Raw genomic sequence first — 21,842 nt, forward strand, 5'->3', positions numbered from 1 at the left:
AAAAAAAGCATTCTGCCCATACCTCGGTATGAACAGGATGCCCAACTGGCTATAAAGTCATTCGGCTGTGTAACCCTTGGCCATGGCGATAAACAATCTCACGGCTGTCTGCATGGCGTCTTCATCAAAATCAAACATCGGATGATGATGCGGATAGATCGCATTTTTATCCGGGTTGCCTGCTCCAACGAACATAAAGCACCCTGGAACCTGCTGAAGGTAATACGCGAAATCTTCCGCCGGCATCAGCATCGGGGACGCTTGTACACGGTCTGCCCCAAATACTTCGGTAGCTTCCCTGAAGAAACGCGCTGTTTCCTGTTCATCGTTTACCACAGGTGGGTATCCCATAATATATTTCACTTGAGTCTCCGCACCATACGCTGCTCCTGTCTGGGCTACCATGGTAAGTACTCGCTCTTTCATTCCATTTCGCGTCTCTTCATCAAACGTCCGCACTGTGCCGCTCATTTTGCACTGCTCTGCAATCACGTTTTGAGCGGAGCCAGCCTGCATTGTACCAATGGTCAGCACTGCTGGTTGCAATGGATCAACCGAACGGCTGACAACCGTCTGAAGCTGCATCACAAGCGCAGAACCCGCGATAAGACTGTCTATGGTGGATTGCGGCATCCCACCATGTCCGCCTTTGCCTTTGATCTCAATGTAAAAGTCGTCCGCAGCCGCCATCATCGGCCCTGCTTTACTGGCAACAACACCTACAGGCAGTGGGGTCCACAGATGAATCCCGTATATGACATCCACGCCTTCAAGCGCCCCATCCGCAATGACCTGGACTGCACCTCCAGGAAGCAGTTCTTCTGCTGGCTGGAACAAAAACCGAATTTCTCCCCGGATCTCCTGCTTGTGACGGCTGAAATACAATGCCGTACCCAGCAAGATCGAGATATGACCATCGTGGCCGCATGCATGCATCGCTCCTGCTTGTTGTGACGCATATTCTATATCCTTTTCATCCTGAATCGGCAGTGCATCCATATCGGCCCGCAGCATGACGACAGGCCCTGGCTTGTCCCCACGAAGTGTACCGATGACCCCGTGACCGCCAACATGACGTCTCACTTCAACGCCAAAGCTCTCCAACATATCCGCTACAAAAGAGGATGTCTTCTCCTCATGAAAGGAAACCTCAGGATTGCGATGAAGGTGACGCCGCCATTCCACCATGTGGATCTGCAGATCTTCCCACCATATATTATTAGTCATATCTCTCCACCCTTTCAATCTTGAACGGGACTTGGATCAAGCCCGAACCTTCCTCTTCAAACCTATTGCTGTATATTGTAGCAGAATTGGAAGAAAACCGATACGAAACACCCCTGGAAAGCTTGCACGGGAAGGGGAAACATACTATCATGAACTAGAGAAATGCACGAGAAATTACACTCGGAAGCTGATGAGGAGGATCAAACGCTTATGATTTTTGAGAATACAGGCTTGGATGGCTTGAAGAGCGACTTGGCATACCTGGATGAGAGCGCCGAGAAAGTCGGATTTGTCCGGTGGCAATGGGAATATTACCGTGCTACATATGACTACAAAATTGAAGATGAACAAACCAAATCAGAATACTTTGTACGCATTAATACCCGCGCAGTGGAAGGCAAATTGGAAAAACCGGATACGATTCTTGCTGTTGAAGCCGTTTATCTCGGCAAAGCCACCTTCCCTCACGGTCTGGATTATGACTCTTCCGTTCCGCAGCCAGTCGTGAAGCTGGCAGCCGAAAAATTACAGCAGCTCAAAGAACTGCTGGAAGCATAGGCTGGGCCAAACGATGAAACAACAAACGGCCCAAACGAAAACGAAGAGAGGCACGCCGGATTTTCAACTGCTAATCCTCACTTTATTGTTGGTGGGCTTCGGACTGGTGATGGTATTCAGCTCCAGTTCCAGCATTGCAATCGCAAGCGAAAGATTTAACAATGATGCCCTTTACTTCACGAAAAAACAACTTATGTGGGCGATTATCGGTCTATTTGGCATGTTTTTCGCCATGAATATCCGTTTCAACAAGTATAAAAAGCTTTATGCACCATTTTTTCTGTTCACTACGGTACTGCTTCTCATTGTGTTGGTCGCAGGTAAGAAGGTAAACGGTGCCCGAAGCTGGATTGAAATTGTCGGCTTCAGTCTTCAGCCTGCGGAGTTCGCCAAAATTGCGATCATTCTCTATCTCTCTGCACTGATCACCAAAAAAGGTGAGAAATTCAGGGTTTTTAAGACAGGGTATTTTCCCGTCTTGATCATCGTTGGTTTCATCGCAGGACTGATCATGCTGCAACCAGACTTCGGTACTACCTTCATCCTGGTGTCCACCTGCGGTCTCTTGATCTATGCCGGTGGGGCCAGTATGAAACATATCCTGGGTTCGATTCTCCTGGTTGTACTCGGCGGAGCACTGGCTTTCGGAGCAAATTCCCTTTTTTCTTCCATATCTCCTTCAGACACGACGACTGCTGCAACAGCGGTCACTGCCGAGCAGAACTACAAGATCGGACGTATTCAGGCTTTCCTGAATCCATTATCTGATATTAATGGCGGAAGTCTCAACCTCTACCGTTCCCTTGTTGCCATTGGTGATGGCGGCATGACGGGTTCCGGGATTGGACAAGGTACGATGAAGCTTCACTATTTGCCAAATGCGTACAATGACTTTATTTTTTCCGTAATCGGAGAAGAACTCGGATTCCTCGGAAGTACCTTATTCCTTCTGGTTTATCTGTACTTTATCTGGCGAGGTATTATTGTCTCACTGCGTTGCCCTGATCCGTTCGGAACACTTGTCGGCATAGGTATCATGGGATTGATCGCAATACAGGCATTTATCAACATCGGCGGTGTAACTCAGACCATTCCGGTGACGGGGGTCACGCTTCCGTTTATCAGTTATGGGGGTACCTCACTCTTTGTGATGATGGTCGCCATGGGCATTCTGCTCAGTATCTCGCGCACCAATAATCTGGACGTGATCAAGGAAGAGAAAACCAAGTCCGTGACTGTACAGACACAGACTCGCACCTCTCCTGCTCTTCGTTCACGGGAGTCCATCCGTCGGATACGATAAACGGGACTGTTCCTACAGAAACGGAGCTTGAGCCATTCAATTGAAAAGCAACACAGAAAAGGCTGTGCACCCGATTGGATGCACAGCCTTTTTGTGTGTACTGGGTACACTCTGTCTATCAAGATGAAGAACAAGGCCAATATGCCTCTGTACTCCATTGCGGATTGCGAAATTTTACAGATCGTCGCCTTTGAAAGATACGCCTTCTACCTTTACATTGACTTCAACCACGCGTAATCCGGTCATGGTCTCTACCGCTTCTCTTACATTCTGCTGAAGCATACGGGAAACTTCATGAATCGGGGTTTCGTACAGGACGATGATGCGCAGGTCAATGGCTGCTTCCAGCTGGCCGACCTCAACGCTCACGCCTTTCTGTACGTTTTTACCGCTGAGTCGCTTCGCCCAGCCCTCTGACAATCCTCCAGACATTGCGGCAATTCCGGGCGTTTCCATTGCAGCCATTCCGGCAATTTTCGCAACCACGTCATCGGCAATCCGGATGTTTCCGCTCTCCAGTTGAAGTTGTTCTGCCATGCCACATCCTCCTTCACTTCGTTACTCGTATTTTAAATCCTTTCCACCCCAAAAAGCAAATTAAACTCAAAAAGATGCGTTTACAACCTACCACCATTTGGTTATATTGAAATATGAAAATAATCTCATAAGCGTTTTACATGGCAATTCAAAACAAAATATTTTATAACCGAGGTGTTTGTTGTGAGAAACCGGATTTCATCCATTTTGCTGATTGCTTTCTTTGCACTCAGTGCCATCGCCCACTACATGAAATGGGATTCGATTCTACAGTTCGTGATATCAGCCATTTCGGTTATTTTTGTGGCCGGTTTTCTAGGTAAAGCCACCGAAAATGTGGCCCACTATGCCGGACAGCGGCTAGGTGGATTCTTGAATGCGACTTTCGGCAATGCAGCCGAATTGATCATCGCCATTTTCCTCGTCAAAGAGGGACTGTTCGACATGGTCAAAGCAAGTCTGACAGGCTCCATCATCGGAAACCTGCTGTTAGTGCTTGGGTTAAGTATTTTTGCTGGAGGACTCAAGTTCAAAATCCAGAATTATAATGTATCACTTGCAGGCCTGAATGGTTCCCTGATGATTGTTGCCATCATAGCCCTGTTTATTCCGGCAGTCTTTCTCAATACACATTCCATTACACAGAAAGACACCAATACACTTAGCCTCATCGTGGCCGGTTTGCTCATTCTCGCGTATATCGCCTGGTTACTATTCTCCATGGTGACGCACAAGAACTACCTTGCGGACGTCACTGAGGATCGTGATGAAGAGCTACCGCATGAGCATGCTCCGGCATGGTCCAAGAAAAAATCAATTCTCTACCTGGTGCTCGCAACGGTCATGGTTGCCTTCGTCAGTGAATGGCTGGTCGGGACGCTCGAAGTATTCACTTCGGAATTTGGACTTAGTGAGCTGTTTGTCGGTGCATTCCTTGTCGCCATCATCGGTAATGCAGCGGAACACAGTGCAGCCATCATGCTTGCCATGAAAAATAAAATCGGAGCAGCCGTCGAGATTGCTGTCGGCAGCAGCTTGCAGATTGCGCTCTTTGTTGCCCCTGTGCTGATTTTTGTCAGCTACTTCACAGGTAGAACCATGGATATCGTATTTACAACGATTGAGCTGGTCGCCATCGGCGTATCCGTATTTATTGCAAAGTCCATCACCCAAGATGGTTCAACGAATTGGTATGAAGGGCTACTCCTGCTCGTGGTATATATCATACTCGGTGTATCCTTCTTCCTGGTGTAACCTGTTCAAGTCCATCGCCAAGCCATCTTTTTAAAATAAACAAGCCACAAGAGGCAGCTCGAATATCCATGTCGAGCTGTCTCTTCGCTTATATACGTCTTCTGGGTGAGTTGCATCACAATCCCGTTCAGACGTACAAAAAAAGCATGCATAAACGCCTGCATGCCTTCTATTCTGACCCGCACGATTGCAGGCTATTGCTCATTCTTTTTGTTCAAGGCTTCATATAAAATTGCCAAATTCCGCTCAAGCGCGCTAACCAGCTGCTTACCTGCACCTTCTGGAAGGAGCCCTGCACGAACAGCAAAGTCAACTTCCTTGGAGAACCCATACATCTGTGTATCCAATACTTCCTCATAGAGAGGGCAGTAGCGGGTAGCCAGATTCTCCATCTGTACTTCAATAAGCTTCTGTATTTTATCTGCATCTTCTTGAAGAAGACTGATCGCTTTCAAATTCAGCTGGTCCTGCAGATCAGATGAAGTCATGCATTTTTCCCCCCTATGTCCCAAAAATCGCGTAAAGACGTTCTACCTCTAATATTAGACGAAATGAAGAGCTAATACAAGAACCTGACCAAAATAAGCCCACAAAGTGAAGCCTTCTATTTCAGCTTATTCCCGCTGTTCCAGGGATGTCCAGATGAGTATTCAAGTCATGCAATGCCAAAAAACACCCCTGCCAAAAACGCAGAGGTGCTTCTTGAGAGCTATTACTCAGATGCCATGCTTACATTCAGTCCATGCTTGGCAAACACTTCTGACATGGCTGCTTTCGCTTCAACTGCATCGGGACCATGAACATGCAGTTCATAGCTGTGCGTGCTGATCAGCGTTGTAAACAATCCGAGAATGCTTTTCACATCGATATACTTGTTCTCCGAATGAAGCACGATTGAAGAAGTAAACTTGCCTGCTGTTTGAGCAATTTCTACTACAGCTGCGTTATTACTCGACATAGGAATCCCTCCGTCTTTTTACTTTGGTATCATCTATTAATTACCACTACATGATACCGTGAATCCGCTTTCCTAGCAACAGCAAAATCCTGCTCTTACTTCAAACGGTCCGGATTGAGGCATTCCAGCTCAGGAATAACAAAGATACCGTCTTTACGAATCAATACATCATCAAAATAAATCTCTCCGCCACCATAATCCGGACGCTGGATCAACACCAGATCCCAGTGGATGGACGAGCGATTGCCATTATCCGTTTCTTCATAAGCCTGACCCGGCGTAAAGTGCAAGCTTCCTGCGATTTTCTCATCAAACAGAATGTCCTTCATTGGGTGCAGGATATGCGGGTTAAATCCAATCGCGAATTCACCGATATGACGGGCACCCTCATCCGAATTCAGGATTTCATTCAAGCGCTCTGTTTCGTTGCTTGTCGCCTCGATGATTTTGCCATCCTTGAACGTGAACTTGATATTTTCAAAAGTAACTCCATTGTACAGGGTTGGCGAGTTATAGCTAATCGTTCCGTTCACGGAGTTGCGTACAGGGGCACTGTACACTTCGCCATCCGGAATATTTTTTTGGCCAGAGCATTTCTCTGCACCGATATCTTTAATGGAGAAGCTAAGTTCTGTTCCTGGTCCCGTGATGCGAACTTTGTCCGTCCGTTTCATCAGGTTAGCCAATGAGTCCTGTGCTTTGTCCATTTTGGCATAATCCAGGTTACATACGTCGAAGTAGAAATCTTCGAACGCTTCTGTACTCGTATTCGCGAGTTGTGCCATACTTGCGTTAGGGTAACGAAGTACAACCCATTTCGTATGTTTGACACGCTGTTCACTATGTACCGGGTGGGAGTACAAGGAATTGTACATTTTCATTTTTTCTTCCGGCACATCGGACAGATCATTCACATTTTCTCCCGCACGAATGCCGATATAACAATCCATCTGTTTCATACGGTTCAGATCAATCTCTGCCCACGTTTTCATCATTTCTTCTGTCGCATTTTTCAGCATAGCGCGCTGTACGGTTTTATCCGTCAACTGTACAAAGACGTTACCGCCTTTTTTACCTACTTCTTCAATAATCGCGTTAATCAGATCACGTTCCGATCCAATCATCTCAACCAATACATTTTCACCAGGCTGTACATCTACAGAATAGCCCACCAGGCTTGCTGCAAGCTTTTGAATTCTAGGGTCTTTCATCTTGGTAAAATCCTCCTGTCATCTGCCATACTTGAATTGAACAACGGTAAATTACGATACTATTGTAGCACGCGAACAGTCATCCCGTCAGCAGGCAGTCCTTCACTTCATTATTGATATGACTTGAAGTTTACATCCGTGACAAGGGCTTCTTTATTGTTTTTGTGTTTATTGTCCGTGTAACTCACCTGACTTTCAGAGGATAAGCGAAGAGGCAGACTGCTCTTTCGATCGACTGTGAGATGGTATACCGTCTGCACGCTCGCTTGTTTCATCATCTGTTGCATCGTTGCTTCACCCTGCTCCCATACTTTCTCCAGATCCTTCTCAAGCTTCTCCTTACGCGCTCCTTTCACCGTAGCTGCCTTATGCATATATTCTGACCTAATGGCGTTCATCTCGTCGTTTAGTTGGGCTACAGCCCATGCTTTGGCATCTTCCGGCGCAAGTTCAATCCGTAATGTTCTGGTTCGACGACCGGACCCATACTCGGATTGAATCGTTTTATTTAACCCATCAATCTTCTCCAATTGAGCGATTGGATTAAAGCGGGAAAGAGAACCACGCAGCGGTTCATGCTGCGCAGACAGTGCCATCCATTGCCCCTGTTTCCGCTCGAAAGAGGCGCTAAACCCACTGGGCTGTCCGTTATTGTTTACAGCAGTCGTATGAATGCCCGTGCCCACAGCGGTTACCTCTCCAGGCAATCGGGTCTGCAGGGTAAGACGATCATGATTTTCCAGCTTCCCTTCAAATTTGAACTGATTCTCGAACAGTCCACTGTTCTCCCGTCGCAGTCCAGCTTCTCCCTCAAAACTTAATGTTTCTTTACCAGCTATCCCGGATAAAGCCAAGGAAAAAACTTCTTCAGGCGTTTGATCACGCTGGATTAATCCACAACCCGGAACGCCAATAATCACGATAATCACGAGTAACCATAAAGTACGTACCGACCGGCGGTTAAGCATGTTCATGTCCATCTTCACCTTTCCGTCAACTTTCTCCATAGATTGCCCTGCCCGTATTTGCTTATACTTCCTTCTATAAACAACTTGATCTTCAATACATAAAAAAGAGAGAACGACTCCGCAATCGGAATGGTTCTCTCTTAACGTGTTACTTCCTGTTCTTCTACAACGATTCTGTTCCGACCGCCATTCTTGGCGCTGTACAAAGCCATGTCAGCCCGATAAAACAAGGACTCCACACTAACCTTCTCATCCATCCAATTCCACTCGGCAATGCCACTGGATACCGTGACAAGAGGTCTGGTTTCCTCCGCGACTCTCCTTCGAATCACTTCCGCGTATTCTAACGCCTGGTGGACACTTACTTGCGGCATATAGATGGCCAATTCTTCTCCACCCCATCTAGCGCAGATGTCTTCAGGGCGAACAGAGCTGGTAACTATTTCACTTACTTGCTTCAGCACTTGATCGCCCGTCTGGTGTCCGAATGTATCATTGACCTGCTTGAACTGATCAATATCCACCACAATGAGCGAGCCACAGAATTCGTGAGCCTGACGCTCGTGAATTACACTATCCAGGTAATGCCTGACGTACAACCCTGTCAGCATATCCAGATTAGCCAAACGCCGAACCTCGGCATGAAGCGTGGCATTCGACAAGGCAAGTCCGATATGAATGGACAGCATCTGCAAGAGCCGATAATTATCATATGAGAAATATTGCTCTCTACTGTGTCCCAACAAAATGGCACCCTTCACTTCACCGTTGACTCTGATCGGTGATGCAATTAGTGACATGGATCCGGTATCTTCCATGAAAAAGGACGACACTTTATCATACTGCGCATAATTGGATATAATAAGTGGTTCCTCTGTTCGATACAGCAAGCCTGCGATACCGTAGTCTACAGAAAATGATTGGTGAAAAACATCTTTCACATTTGATGACATGACTTCAAAGTCATTCGTACTATCATTGAGTTGAAGAATGCAGCACGTTTCAGCCTGAAATATTTCCTTCAACTCTTGCTCGGATAGTTGATAAATCTCCGAAAGATGCAGGCTTTTGTTCAAGCGCTGGGTAAGGTCATTAATTAAACGAAGTTCCTGAATCAACATATTGGATTGTTCGTGCAACTTGGCGTTTTCAAAGGCCGTGCCCGCGGTGTCTACCATCATCGTAATCAATTGCAGATCTGATTCTTCCATGATCTCATCATTCATTTCAATATGGAACACACCGTATATGCCTTGTTTTCCTTTCAGAGGAAGACCCACTTCTATGATGCGATTCTCTCCAACATCTGAGCGAGAAATGATCAGCTTGCCTTCCATAAACGAACGCACACATATATCTTCCCCTCGTTCGTGTACCAGCAACGGTATAATCCGAGGATTAAAGTTACTCTGATCCTGAGACATATAGAGTTTGATATACGTAGCTGGGTACAAATAGTCCATACTGTCAAATACTTCATCCAATATAGCGTCGACATCCATTTTGTCATGCATTCGCTGAACAATCTGAAAGAGGATAGACCTCCGGTGTTCTTCACGCGCTGTGTGTTCATGAGCATGTAACAGGTCCGTCATAAATATGTATTCAAATCTTCGGTAAAAGCAGGTGCGGTAATGCAATGCCTCAGATCGAACCACAGCTTCAGACGTTTCATATCGATTGGATTCATAGATTACAGCAGTGAATACGGCAAACATATCCTTGTTCATTCTAGAGAATAAAGGATGTGTTATTAGAAGATATTCTCCGCGTTCGCTTGTTCCTCTGAAGGATAGGACCTGTCTTTTATCGATACATTCCAATACAAGACTGTGTATATCCACACCCGAATCAACTTCGCGATTGCTGTCGTACCCTATACAATTACCATCCGTGTTCCATACGCTGTAAAATGTTGATGTCCTGGTCCGTCCTGAATCTACTTTGGAGTTCCAGTCACGGTAAGCCTGCTCTAGCAAGCTACCCAAATATGAAAAATCAAAAGGTGTGATATCCATTTTTTGCATCCACAACACATGCTCTTCATGAGGATGAGGAGCGGCAAAAGATGCGGAATCGCCCGAACTTCGTGAATTCAAGCTGGCAGGTAAACTTCTTAGATGTTCTAACATGTCAGGCGCTCCTTTGCACCGTTTTTGCATCCATCAGGATGCATTAATCTGCAGACGTTATCGCAAACCTGCAAATTCGTTGCGATAACCTTGTTACATAAAGATGATTTAAAGTTAAGATACAATCTATTTTACTCTGTTTAAAGCTTTTTTGCATCCATATTTCAGAAAATTGTCCCATTATTTTAGGCCCAATGACCTATCGACAAATTTAGACGTTTTTTTGCTTTTATTCTACGCTTGACTTTGGTTCTCTTAAACTGTAATATAAATTGTTGATGAAGACTACTAATGGGTCTTTAAATTTGGGCATTACCGGTTGTGTCACCCTCATTCTTTTTGTTGCTTTCAGGACAGCGGCTGAACTTTCCTGATCGTTCTATGCGAGGCCAAGCCCGCATCAACAAATTGGAGCGCAAACAGAGCCCTAATATGAACTTTAACTAAAAAGGAGCTACTTTAAACATGGCACGTTACACTGGTCCTAAATTTAAATTGAGCCGTCGCCTCGGCATTTCCCTGAGCGGAACAGGCAAAGAATTGAAACGTCCTTTCCCTCCAGGTCAGCACGGAGCTAACCAACGCAGAAAAATGAGCAACTACGGTATGCAATTGCAAGAAAAACAAAAATTGCGCCACATGTACGGTTTGGGCGAGAAGCAATTCCGCACACTGTTCTCTAAAGCTCAAAAAATGCAAGGTATCGCCGGCGAAAACTTCATGTTCTTGCTTGAGTGCCGCCTTGACAACCTCGTTTACCGCCTTGGGTTTGCTAACTCCCGCGCTGGAGCGCGTCAGTTGGTATCACACGGTCACGTAACTGTAAACGGCAAAAAAGTCGATATCGCTTCTTACCAAGTAAGCACTGGCGATGTAATCGGCTTGCGTGAGAAGAGCCGCGCTCTTTCTTCCATTAAAGAAGCTTTGGAAGGCCGTTCGCATCTTCCAGCATACGTTGAATACAACGAAGCAGCTGTAGAAGGTAAATTCATCCGCTTGCCTGAGCGCGCTGAATTGTCCCAAGACATCGATGAAAAACAAATCGTCGAGTTCTACAACCGTTAATCGTTGCAATCACATTAAAGTTTCAATCCAAACAGCTGTCGAGATTTTCTCGGCAGCTGTTTTTCTATGCATTTTTCTATCATTTGAGCCCTGATTGCATTTAACACGAAATCCATTTACAACAAAAGCCTGCAGTCTAATGAGCAGATTGAGCATGTCTCAGCCATTGCGCAGCAGATGTCAGCAGGATCACAGCAGGTTGATGCCACCTGTGTGCAACTCAAAAACATTGGTCATGAGACAGCAAATCACCCGACTCGTGTTGCCTCTGCTTCTGAGGAACAACTTGCATCTATGGAAGAGATTACAGCTGCATCTGCATCGCTGACTAGTCTAACCCAAGAACTTTTAGAACTGATTCAACGCTTCAGAACCTGATGTAGAAGAACTCAAATACGACACTTCATTCAGGCCACCCTATGCACCTCAGCATGGAGGTGGCCTGCTTATTTTTGGCTTACAACTCATGAAATGTGCTTCAATATCGCATGATATATAGCATAATCCATGGCAGAATGGCAAATTTCGACCATTACTTGTATTTCTCAGGCATGCAAACCCGCCTTTTTATGCTATAATAAGTGCTGTTAAAAGGAGGAAGACACTGAATGGTTGATGTTAATAAGAAAAAGCCCGATGAACAGCCTGCACGCAAGCGTAGTTTTGCCCGCAGACTGGGAACTTTCGTCAAATGGATGGTTGTCCTTGGATTTATGGGGGCACTATTTGCAGGCGGTGCTTTGATGGGATACGTCAGTTCCATTGTGAAAGACGAGCCTGTCCGTTCAAGGGCCCTGATTGAACAAAAAGTCAGCGAAAACTCCATCACAGGCTTTGCTTACTTTGCCGACGGCAGTCCGATCGGTCAATTACGTACGGAAGAAGACAGGCGTCCGGTCACTACGGACCAGATCCCACAAAAGGTTATTGATGCTGTCATTTCGATTGAAGACAATCATTTTTACGAACATAAAGGTGTAGACATGAGCGGAACGCTCCGTGCCGTGAAACAAAAAGTGCTGAAAGAATCAGTACAAACCGGCGGTAGTACACTGACTCAGCAATTAGCGCGTCGTGTATTTCTAAATCTGGATCGTACGGAAGATCGGAAAGTGAAAGAAATCTTGCTTTCACTCCGACTTGAACGTTTCCTGACCAAAGACGAGATCATGACAGCCTATTTGAACAAGGTTCCTTTTGGTAATGGTTCCAGCGGATACAACGTTTACGGAATTAAGGCGGCTGCCAAAGGACTGTTCAACATTAATGATCTTGAAAAAATCAATATTGCTCAAGCTGCCTATCTTGCTGGATTGCCACAACTACCCTCCTCTTACTCTGCCTTTAACGGTAAAGGCGATTTTGTAGAGGAAAATTTTGACCGCGCAATCAATCGTCAGCATCTGGTATTACGCCGTATGCTTGAACTGGGTAAAATCAATCAATCCCAGTACGATGAAGCACTTGCATTTGATATCAAAAGTTCACTCGCTCCGAAGACCATCAAGGCTTACAATACTTATCCATATCTTATGATGGAAACGGAACGACAAGCTGCACAGATTTTGATGAAACAATTGAATTCAGACACAGCTGAATCCGGCAGCGAAGCTACAGATGACGAAACACCTCAGAAGGAAAGCAGTGCACTATTGGAAGAAGCCCAGACGCAATTGCGTACAGGCGGATATCGCATCTACACAACCATCAACAAAAACATATACAAAACGATGCGTACCATTGCCGAAGATGACAGCAATTTCTCAACAGATGATCCTGTCAAAGGGAAAGAACAAACTGCTGCCATCCTGATTAATCACAAAACCGGTGCTATTCTAGGTATGATTGAGGGACGGGATTTCCAGGACGAACAGATGAACTATGCAACACAGATGGTGCGTCAGCCAGGTTCAACGATGAAACCTATTGCAGCTTATCTGCCAGCTCTGGATGAAGGCCTTGTCCAACCTGCTTCTATTATTGATGACTCACCGATCATCCTCAAAAATGGTCCGAGCGGCTACCACATTGCCAAGAATGCCAACAACCGGTATCAGGGACTGGTTACTGCCCGCAGAGCAATGAATTATTCTCTTAATATACCGGCTCTGAAGTTGTTTAATGAAGAAGTAGGGATCGAGAAGGCTTGGACCTTCGCCAAGAAACTGGGGATTACCACCATTCAGAAGGAAGACTATCAGGCTCAGACAGGTGTTCTCGGAGGTCTCCAATACGGTGTAACCGTTGAAGAACTGACCAGTGCCTATGGTGCCATCGCCAATAATGGTGTGTATAACGATTCTTACATGATTAGCAAAATTGTAGATTCCCAGGGAAACATCGTCTATAAACACGATACTGAACCTGTGCAAGCCTTCTCGGAGCAAACAGCATACCTGATGACCGATATGCTGCGGACCGTTATTACGGAAGGTACGGCAGATAAAGTACGGGAGAATTACAAATATTCCAAGAGTGTGCCGATCGTAGGTAAAACGGGTTCCACTCAAAACTATGCGGATGTTTGGTTTGAAGGATACACACCAGATGTCACACTTGGCGTATGGGTTGGATACAAACAGCCAGTGAATACGCTGGAAAGCAAATCACAGAGAAAACGTGCGCAGCAACTGTGGTCGAAAATCCTGAATGAAGTGATCGATACGCAAAAAGATCTGTTCGTCACGGATTCGTTCAAAAAACCATCTGGTATTGAAACGCGGACGGTATCGGCCTACAGTGGCAAATTACCAACATCACTGACTGACAAATTTGTTACGGATATCTTCAACAGCAAATTCGTTCCTAAGGATAGCGATGACGGTGTTGCCAAAGCCAAATACATTACTTTCAATGGTGTAAACTATATTCCGCGTGATGGAACACCTTCGGACATGTTGAAAGAAAAAACGGTAATCAAGCGTAAAAAACCAATTTCGGATCTCATCAAAGAATTGCAAAATGCATTCTCACGTATGAGTCGACATGAGTCACTTGCTTATTACCTCCCTGAAGATGCAGATGCAGACATGCCGACACAGATCGATCCAAGAACAGATAACGGCAAAGCTCCTGATGCACCAGGTAACGTAAGAATCTCGACCTCGGGCGACCGAGCTGTAATTACATTCAATGCCACACCTGAAAATGATGTCGTGGGGTATCGTCTGTACCGGTCTGTAAACGGTGGAGGATTCCAGAACCAGGGTCAGGTTGTCCTCACGGGTGAATCCAGATCATTCTCGGCATATGCCGCGCAAGGTGGCAGCTTCACCTTCTATGTGACCGCAGTGGATGTTGCAGGCAGAGAGTCTGCTCCAAGCGCTACAGTCAATAGCATGGGAAGTGTAGTCCCTCCTGTGGAAGAAGAGATCAATGAGCCGATTGAAGTTCCGGGTACAGTCATCACTCCAGGAGAAACGCAGAACGATAATGCCACAACGACAGCCCCAGGCACACCTGGTCAAGTCAGCGTATCTGCTCTCACTCAAGGACTGCGCATTCAATGGGCGTCCAATCCGAACACAGATAGTTACGCTGTATATTACAGTGAAACAGGCTCGGCTCCTTACACCAAAATTGGAACAACGTCGGGAACTACCATGGATTATGGAGTGCCTGCGTCTACCAGTGGATGGTTCAAAGTATCTGCCAGCAACAGCTCGGGTGAATCCGAGCCTTCTGCAGCCGTACATTTTCAACCCTGATTCAACGTAGTGATCCACAAAAAGCCGCACCCTCAGACCGTATATGAGGGTGCGGCTTTTTCATGTGCTTGTGCAGCTAAAAGCCCGCTTCATGCCGTGGGCATAAGCGGGCTTCCACAACCGATTTTAATAGAGAGGATCGCCGTGTTGGGCTTCGTTTAGTAATGACTTCTCTCCTGGATCGTTTTGTATCGAAATCGACATCGCCTTTGACACTTTAATGATCCGATCCTGACACTGGTTCGTTAGTCTTCAATGGTAGATAGATCTCCTGCTGGCAGATCAAGCTCCCAGGCCTTCAGCACACGGCGCATGATCTTGCCGGAACGAGTCTTAGGCAGTTTATCCTTGAACTCAATCTCACGCGGAGCAGCGTGGGCAGACAGGCCCTCTTTAACAAAACGATAAATCTCTTCTTTCAGCTCCGGGGTCGCCTCATATCCTTCACGAAGCGCTACAAAGGCTTTGATGATCTCCCCACGTGTCACATCCGGCTTGCCGATTACACCCGCCTCCGCTACCGCAGGATGCTCCAGGAGCTTACTCTCCACCTCAAAGGGCCCGATTCGTTCTCCTGACGAATTAATCACATCATCAATCCGTCCCTGGAACCAGAAATACCCTTCCTCATCCATATAAGCAGAGTCCCCGGATACATACCAGCCTGTAAGCCTGAAATACTCCTCGTATTTCGCAGGGTTATTCCAGATCTTCACCATCATCGATGGCCAAGGTGTGCGTATGGCCAGATTGCCCATACTGTATGGCGGCAATTCCTGCCCGTGATCATCAATAATAGCTGCCTCAATTCCAGGCAATGGACGTCCCATGGAGCCGGGCTTGATCGGCATTCCGGGATAGTTACAGATCAACTGTGCGCCTGTTTCGGTCATCCACCATGTATCATGAATTCGCTGACCATAGGCTTTCCATCCCCAACGAACGACCTCCGGATTGAGCGGTTCACCAACAGACATTACATGGCGCAGACTGCTCAGATCATGCTGGGCAATGGTCTCTTCCCCCGCTCCCATCAGCATACGGAAGGCCGTTGGTGCACTGTACCAGATGGTGACTTTGTTCTTCTGGATGGTATTGTACCAATCTTGAGGACTGAAACGACCGCCACGTATCACATTGGTTACTCCATTGAGCCAAGGGGCAAAGATCCCATAAGAGGTACCTGTCACCCAACCAGGGTCAGCTGTGCACCAGTACACGTCATCCTCACGTAAATCCAGCACAACCTTACCTGTATAATAGTGTTGAATCATGGCATTCTGAACATGGTACACCCCTTTGGGTTTACCCGTAGAGCCTGAGGTATAGTGAATAAGCAAACCATCCTCACGGTTCAGCCACTCCACTTCCATCTCATCCGAAGCGGCAGACATCTCTGCATCAAAATCAATGAGTCCTTCTTCCGTCTGTGCGCCGCCACCCACAATAAATATATGTTTGAGTTCGGGTAATTCGGAACGTTTGATTCGCCCCAACAATTCCGGAGTCGTGACGAGTGCTACAGCCCCGCTATCCTCCAACCGATCCTTCACTGCCGTTTCCATAAACGCTTCGAACAAAGGTCCCGCGATGGCTCCAGCCTTCAATATACCCAGAAGACTAAAATACAGCTCCGGACTGCGTGGCATAAAAATAAACACACGCTCCCCTTTGGCTATGCCATATTTGCGGAGAACATTTCCGAACCGACTCGACTGTTCACTCAGATCAGCAAAAGTATAGGCCTCTTCGCGCGAAGCATCGCTATACAATAAAGCGGTTCTTCCGCCCCTTCCTTCCAGAACATGACGGTCAATCGCTTCATGCGCCATATTCACTTTTCCGCTGGCGTGCCACGTAAAGTGCCTTTCCACCGATTCCCAATCGAACCGGCTTCTCGCCTCCGTGTAATCGCCCAGGTTAGATTCGGACACAACCGTTTGCAGCATCTCACCATGTGCTTGACTCATGCTTGCCAGCCTCCTTCAACTCGACATTTCGATTCCCGTTGTGGGTTAATTCTCATTGCCTTTGTGTTGACTGAACTTCCAGTTAGCGCTTACATTAGTAGAGAGAACATCTCATCATGTACTTGCTCGGCCAAACAGATGTTATCCATACTGCGTTGAATTGTGAACATTTTTTGTCTACGCAATTATAGCAAATCTTTTCAATCGTCGTCTATGGCTTTTCAATTTTTTGGGTTTTTGCTATAAATACGTGTTCAAAAAGATCGGTTTTCAGTACCAAGAAGATGGGATGAAGCTAGAAATGGAGTAGCGGAGCGTAGGGAAAACTACGTGAGCAACGGACATTTCGGCTGAATGACATATTCGATGCTGATGATGCCACTAGGCATCCTTCGTAATCAAAAGCGTTCTTTTTGAACAACCTCAATAAGTAGGGGGAGAGAGGAGCATGAACCATGGAACATATCAAGGAACATCACATGCGTTCCATCTTCAAGTCCGGCCATCGAATTACGATTGAAGGCCCCATGCAGGCCAAGGAGATAACCAATTTTGCCTTTCATTCCGATCTGGATGCCTTTCGGCGCCCAGCCGAACAGCAGGAAGCATTGGCCGAGATTGCAGCATTGCCAGAAGGACGAATCATCATCGCACACGAAAATGAAACGATTATCGGCTACGTAACTTTTCACTATGCGGATGAATGCGAACGCTGGTCCGAGGGCAACATGACTGATTTGATTGAGCTTGGGGCAATCGAGGTTGCGGACGACTACCGCTCGCTTGGCGTTGGACGTGAAATGTTGCTTACAGCGTTGGATGATAAACACATGGAGAATTATATTATTTTCACCACAGAGTATTATTGGCATTGGGATCTGAAGGGTAGTGGACTAAACGTATGGGATTATCGCAAAATGATGGAGAGGCTGATGCAGACGATCGATATGACCTGGTATGCAACGGATGATCCCGAAATCTGTTCACACCCAGCAAACTGTTTGATGGTGCGAATCGGAAGTCAGGTGCCCATAACATCGGAAGAACAGTTTGATCGTGTTCGCTTCCGCCATCGGTTCATGTATTGATGATTCAAGGAACCTTTTGAAAACCAATATACATAAAAAACCGCTTCTCGCAGCGTTGCTCCATACTTCCTGGAACAGCTGACCGATGGGCGGTTTTTCGTTCATAACGGATTGCATCACATTCCATGCTATACCGTTACATATTTTCGAGCATGTGCTCCACAATGCCGTGTGAACGTTGCGAAGATTCCACGGTGAATTCAGCAAAGTTCACATGTGCCGAACCATCCGCTTTATCTGACATCCCACGCAAGACAACAAATGGTACACGATTCATGTAACAGACCTGAGCAACTGCAGCCCCTTCCATCTCCGCACATGCACCGTCCATTTCAGTATATAACATGTTAACCGTATCTTTATTTGCGATAAATTGGTCTCCCGATAACACCTTACCGATCAGATAATTGGCTCCCTGCGCTTTACACGCTTCTTCAGCCAGTGTAATAAGCGAAGCCTCGGCAGGGAATGCAGATGTCTCCTGGTAAGGAATAACCCCGCGCTCAAACCCCAGTGGCGTTACATCCATGTCGTGCTGTACACATACGGACGAAATAACCATATCTCCAATGTTCAGCTCCGGGTTAACCGCCCCCGCAACACCTGTGAAGATAATACGGTCAACCTGAAACCGATCAATCAAGATCTGCGTTGTAACTGCTGCGTTTACTTTACCTACACCGGATTTACACACGACAATTTGCTTGCCAAGCCACTCGCCTGCAACGTAAGTAATACCGGTTTGTTTGACCGTCTCAAGCTGCTTCATACCTGCCAGCAAAAGTTCTACTTCCTCGTCCATTGCTCCGATAATACCGATCGTTTCACGCATCTTCGGATACCCCCTGTTTACATTTTAATCTCATTCAGCACAAAAGCTCCGTCTCCGGAGCTTTCGCATATCCATTATGTAGAGAGAATAGCTTCTCCCTTTCTATATAACATCCCGATTAAACTACATCTGCGTGACTTACTGACAAACGAAGAATCGTTTCATGCGGCAAAATAACCCGTGGGTTCTCTACATTTTCCTTCTTCATCAGCTTCGTCAGCAAACGCATCGCTACTGCGCCAAGATCGTACATCGGCTGAGCCACTGTCGTCAACTGAGGACGCACCATGGAAGCCATACGAATGTTATCCACACTAATAATGGAGAAATCATCCGGTACTTTCAGGCCTTCATCCTGAATACTGTGAATGGCACCAATCGCCATTTCATCTGTTGCAGCAAAGATTGCCGAAGGCTTTTTCTTCAGTCCGAGGAAATATTTCATTGCTTCCACACCGGATTCATAACGATAGTTACCGATACGAACCAGATCCTCCTGATATTCCATGCCTGCTGCTTCCAGTGCTTTCTTGTAACCTTGGAAACGCGCATAACCATTCGCAGGATCTTGCAGTGTACCACTGATCATCGCGATTTCCTTGTGTCCATGACGAATCAGGGTATTTACTGCGTCAAACGCAGCCGCCTCATGGTCAATATCCACAGAAGGGAATGTTCCCTTCTCATCACTCGTTGCACAAAGTACGATCGGCACAGCCGCAGACTGGAACGCCTGAATGTGTTCGTCCGTTACTGTTCCGCCCATGAAGAGCAGTCCATCTACTTGTTTTTCGAGCAAAGTGTTAATAACACGAATTTCTTTTTCTTTCTTCTTATCCGCATTACACAAAATAATATTGTAGTGATACATATTCGCAATATCTTCAATTCCGCGGGCAATCTCCGCGAAGGTTGAGTTCGAAATATCCGGAATAACGACCCCGACCGTGGTTGTCTTCTTGCTCGCCAGACCTCTGGCTACCGCATTAGGACGATATCCCAACCGTTCGATGGCTTCATATACTTTTTTCCGCGTTTGCGGTTTGACATTAGGGTTATTATTAACTACCCGTGATACCGTTGCCATAGACACTCCAGCTTCACGTGCCACATCATAAATGGTTACCGTCACAGTACTTCTCTCCATTACCAGTAAATTTTCATACCATTTTCATTAAGATTTATATTACGACAATTTTTTGCATTAATCAATTAAAATAGGCTTTAGGACTCACTCAAAACATTTGTAAGTGTAGTGCTAGTAATATCTGAATGGGAAGTATGCCATACAGGAATTCCCTTTTTGATCAGGATCGCCTGTGGAGATTCGTGCTTAACACCCAGCTTGTCTGCTGCTTCATTGGATACCGGGCGATCTTCCACGACATAAATAATGCCATATTTCACTTGTTCATTGGGATTGTTATGCAAATAATCGTTCATCTCCTGATAAGCGTTCGAGCTGATCGGGCAGCGTGTGCTGTGCTTAAACAGAAGCAAGGGTTGATCCTTGGTAGCCTCCACCGCGGAGTTTAGCTGTTCAATACTTGTCATTTTAGTCATGTCAGCCATTAGATATACATCCCCCTTTACCAGGAATACCGCTATGTTGAGCGTTTTCACTCTTCGATATCTTAACAAAAAGTGCGAGAAAAAGCCAATTTTCATGAAAACAAGCATTTTACACGTCAAAATTAGACAACATTCGAGAAGTACTCCTGCCACACAAATCCGGATAATTGACTTAATCTGCGCTCCGTGCTCTCAATCCACGATGCATCTCCAGACTTGGTTGCGTAACCCATAATATCCAACAGCAGATTAATACGCCCCTCCACCGCTTGCTGCATGCGATATTCCATCTCCCGATCGGTCGCATCTGGCCAGGCCAGCAGTTGCTCGTGAAACAAGTCTGCCAGTTCATTGCGTTCACCAAAAGATACGTCCTGCTTCACGGGTTGTTCGCCCAGCGTGCTTATGCATTCTGTCAAATCCGGCTTGACCGGCTGAAGCACTTCGTATGATACACAGTCTGTACACGCAAATACAGGTACGTTTCGAATCTCCACCTTTTTGGCGTATACCACTGTTCTTAATTCCAATTCCATAACATGTCCACATCTGCACGACTTGCGCACAACCATCACCTCATTCGTTCTATACTCTTATATAAGTACCATTCGACCTATTTCGGCTCAAATCCTGCTGTAATCGAGAGGTTGCACAAATTACCACTCCCACCAGATCAAGGTTGTCGAAATATAGGCAGTCACTGACTTGTAATCGCTTCCTCAAAAGTGAATATGCACTTCCATGAAGTCCCGCGGAGAATCTGTTACAATTAAAGACGCGACATCCCTAATCACCGCAAAAGGAGAGATGAATATGAGATTAACGGGTAAGAAAGTCATCGCTCTGGTCGATGAAGAATTCGAGGATCTGGAATTGTGGTACCCTGTGCATCGTGTACGCGAAGAAGGTGCAGAGGTACATCTGGCTGGAGAGAAAAAAGGGAAAACCTATATTGGCAAATATGGCGTCCCGGCTGAAGCTGAATACAGTTTTGATGAACTCGACAGTTCACACTATGATGGAATTCTCGTACCAGGCGGCTGGGCACCGGACAAGCTGCGTCGTTATCCCAAAGTACTCGAGCTTGTAAAGGAAATGAATGCAGACCGGAAACCGATCGGACAGATCTGTCATGCTGGTTGGGTCCTGATCTCCGCCAAAATTCTGGACGGGGTTACGGTAACTTCTACACCAGGTATTCGGGATGACATGGAAAATGCAGGTGCCATCTGGAAAGATGAAGCGGTTGTTGTCGATGGACATATCATCTCAGCACGTCGTCCACCCGATCTTCCGCCTTACGGTAAGGCATTTTGCGATGCACTCGCTGACAAATAAAAATAACCCCACTGTGCTGATTTCATGCACAGTGGGGTTATTTTGTTAACTAAGTTTACCGATAAATAATTATCACAAATGTAAATATATTAACTTAAAGGTATTTATATCCAATAATCCAT

20 protein-coding genes are annotated in these 21,842 nt (G+C 46.1%); 8 read left to right on the forward strand and 12 right to left on the reverse strand.

Annotated elements, in window-relative coordinates:
* Positions 1 to 57: 57 nt before the first annotated feature.
* Positions 58 to 1,227: a M20 family metallopeptidase gene (locus M1D71_RS19395; RefSeq protein WP_458123278.1), complete on the reverse strand. Its 1,170-nt coding sequence runs from the start codon at positions 1,225 to 1,227 to the stop codon at positions 58 to 60.
* A 210-nt stretch (positions 1,228 to 1,437) separates the two neighbouring features.
* On the opposite strand from M1D71_RS19395, the gene M1D71_RS19400 reads away from it, so the two are divergent.
* A complete protein-coding gene (locus M1D71_RS19400; RefSeq protein ID WP_145322865.1) occupies positions 1,438 to 1,785 on the forward strand; it encodes a YugN family protein in 348 nt (115 codons plus the stop codon).
* 13 nt (positions 1,786 to 1,798) lie between these two features.
* On the forward strand, positions 1,799 to 3,088 hold the full coding sequence (ftsW, locus tag M1D71_RS19405; RefSeq protein WP_458123279.1) for a putative lipid II flippase FtsW: 1,290 nt from the start codon (positions 1,799 to 1,801) through the stop codon (positions 3,086 to 3,088).
* Between the two features lie 174 nt (positions 3,089 to 3,262).
* On the opposite strand, the gene M1D71_RS19410 is transcribed toward ftsW, so the two are convergent.
* A complete protein-coding gene (locus tag M1D71_RS19410) occupies positions 3,263 to 3,625 on the reverse strand; it encodes an Asp23/Gls24 family envelope stress response protein (protein WP_017687428.1) in 363 nt (120 codons plus the stop codon).
* Positions 3,626 to 3,808: 183 nt separating this feature from the next.
* Here M1D71_RS19410 and cax point away from each other — a divergent pair, with 183 nt between their 5' ends.
* A complete protein-coding gene (cax, locus tag M1D71_RS19415; RefSeq protein WP_074095776.1) occupies positions 3,809 to 4,879 on the forward strand; it encodes a calcium/proton exchanger in 1,071 nt (356 codons plus the stop codon).
* A 194-nt stretch (positions 4,880 to 5,073) separates the two neighbouring features.
* Here the strand turns inward: cax and M1D71_RS19420 are convergent, their stop codons facing one another.
* From M1D71_RS19420 to M1D71_RS19440, 5 genes are all read right to left on the reverse strand, one after another.
* Complete coding sequence (locus M1D71_RS19420; RefSeq protein ID WP_017687426.1) at positions 5,074 to 5,367, reverse strand: YlaN family protein; 294 nt, start codon at positions 5,365 to 5,367, stop codon at positions 5,074 to 5,076.
* A 224-nt stretch (positions 5,368 to 5,591) separates the two neighbouring features.
* Positions 5,592 to 5,837 (reverse strand): HPr family phosphocarrier protein, encoded by a 246-nt coding sequence (locus tag M1D71_RS19425; protein WP_145322869.1) that lies wholly within the window; start codon positions 5,835 to 5,837, stop codon positions 5,592 to 5,594.
* Positions 5,838 to 5,932: 95 nt separating this feature from the next.
* On the reverse strand, positions 5,933 to 7,048 hold the full coding sequence (locus M1D71_RS19430; RefSeq protein WP_458123280.1) for an aminopeptidase: 1,116 nt from the start codon (positions 7,046 to 7,048) through the stop codon (positions 5,933 to 5,935).
* Between the two features lie 110 nt (positions 7,049 to 7,158).
* A complete protein-coding gene (locus tag M1D71_RS19435) occupies positions 7,159 to 8,055 on the reverse strand; it encodes a hypothetical protein (RefSeq protein WP_458123281.1) in 897 nt (298 codons plus the stop codon).
* A gap of 101 nt (positions 8,056 to 8,156) precedes the next feature.
* Positions 8,157 to 10,148 (reverse strand): diguanylate cyclase, encoded by a 1,992-nt coding sequence (locus M1D71_RS19440; RefSeq protein WP_458123282.1) that lies wholly within the window; start codon positions 10,146 to 10,148, stop codon positions 8,157 to 8,159.
* Positions 10,149 to 10,613: 465 nt separating this feature from the next.
* Between M1D71_RS19440 and rpsD the strand changes: the two genes are divergently transcribed.
* The 3 genes from rpsD (at position 10,614) to M1D71_RS19455 (ending at position 14,920) form a co-directional block, all read left to right on the forward strand.
* Complete coding sequence (gene rpsD / locus M1D71_RS19445; protein WP_307416792.1) at positions 10,614 to 11,213, forward strand: 30S ribosomal protein S4; 600 nt, start codon at positions 10,614 to 10,616, stop codon at positions 11,211 to 11,213.
* Between the two features lie 213 nt (positions 11,214 to 11,426).
* A complete protein-coding gene (locus M1D71_RS19450) occupies positions 11,427 to 11,591 on the forward strand; it encodes a hypothetical protein (RefSeq protein WP_458123283.1) in 165 nt (54 codons plus the stop codon).
* A 230-nt stretch (positions 11,592 to 11,821) separates the two neighbouring features.
* The gene (locus M1D71_RS19455; RefSeq protein WP_458123284.1) at positions 11,822 to 14,920 is read left to right on the forward strand and encodes a transglycosylase domain-containing protein; all 3,099 of its coding nucleotides are present in this window, start codon (positions 11,822 to 11,824) and stop codon (positions 14,918 to 14,920) included.
* A gap of 245 nt (positions 14,921 to 15,165) precedes the next feature.
* On the opposite strand, the gene acsA is transcribed toward M1D71_RS19455, so the two are convergent.
* On the reverse strand, positions 15,166 to 16,890 hold the full coding sequence (acsA, locus tag M1D71_RS19460; RefSeq protein ID WP_458123285.1) for an acetate--CoA ligase: 1,725 nt from the start codon (positions 16,888 to 16,890) through the stop codon (positions 15,166 to 15,168).
* Positions 16,891 to 17,345: 455 nt separating this feature from the next.
* Between acsA and M1D71_RS19465 the strand changes: the two genes are divergently transcribed.
* The gene (locus M1D71_RS19465; RefSeq protein ID WP_458123286.1) at positions 17,346 to 17,978 is read left to right on the forward strand and encodes a GNAT family N-acetyltransferase; all 633 of its coding nucleotides are present in this window, start codon (positions 17,346 to 17,348) and stop codon (positions 17,976 to 17,978) included.
* Positions 17,979 to 18,114: 136 nt separating this feature from the next.
* Here the strand turns inward: M1D71_RS19465 and M1D71_RS19470 are convergent, their stop codons facing one another.
* From M1D71_RS19470 to M1D71_RS19485, 4 genes are all read right to left on the reverse strand, one after another.
* Entirely contained in the window at positions 18,115 to 18,810 is a 696-nt protein-coding gene (locus M1D71_RS19470; protein ID WP_458123287.1) for a 5'-methylthioadenosine/adenosylhomocysteine nucleosidase, read from the reverse strand.
* A gap of 118 nt (positions 18,811 to 18,928) precedes the next feature.
* On the reverse strand, positions 18,929 to 19,942 hold the full coding sequence (ccpA, locus tag M1D71_RS19475; protein WP_062835383.1) for a catabolite control protein A: 1,014 nt from the start codon (positions 19,940 to 19,942) through the stop codon (positions 18,929 to 18,931).
* Positions 19,943 to 20,034: 92 nt separating this feature from the next.
* Positions 20,035 to 20,382: a bacillithiol system redox-active protein YtxJ gene (ytxJ, locus tag M1D71_RS19480; protein ID WP_458123288.1), complete on the reverse strand. Its 348-nt coding sequence runs from the start codon at positions 20,380 to 20,382 to the stop codon at positions 20,035 to 20,037.
* A 122-nt stretch (positions 20,383 to 20,504) separates the two neighbouring features.
* Positions 20,505 to 20,918 carry a hypothetical protein gene (locus tag M1D71_RS19485; RefSeq protein WP_458123289.1) on the reverse strand — a complete coding sequence of 138 codons (414 nt, stop codon included), beginning with the start codon at positions 20,916 to 20,918 and terminating at the stop codon, positions 20,505 to 20,507.
* A 277-nt stretch (positions 20,919 to 21,195) separates the two neighbouring features.
* Here M1D71_RS19485 and M1D71_RS19490 point away from each other — a divergent pair, with 277 nt between their 5' ends.
* A complete protein-coding gene (locus M1D71_RS19490; RefSeq protein ID WP_336763528.1) occupies positions 21,196 to 21,720 on the forward strand; it encodes a type 1 glutamine amidotransferase domain-containing protein in 525 nt (174 codons plus the stop codon).
* The last annotated feature ends 122 nt before the right edge of the window (positions 21,721 to 21,842 follow it).

It is taken from the genome of Paenibacillus sp. Z3-2 (genome assembly GCF_054161325.1).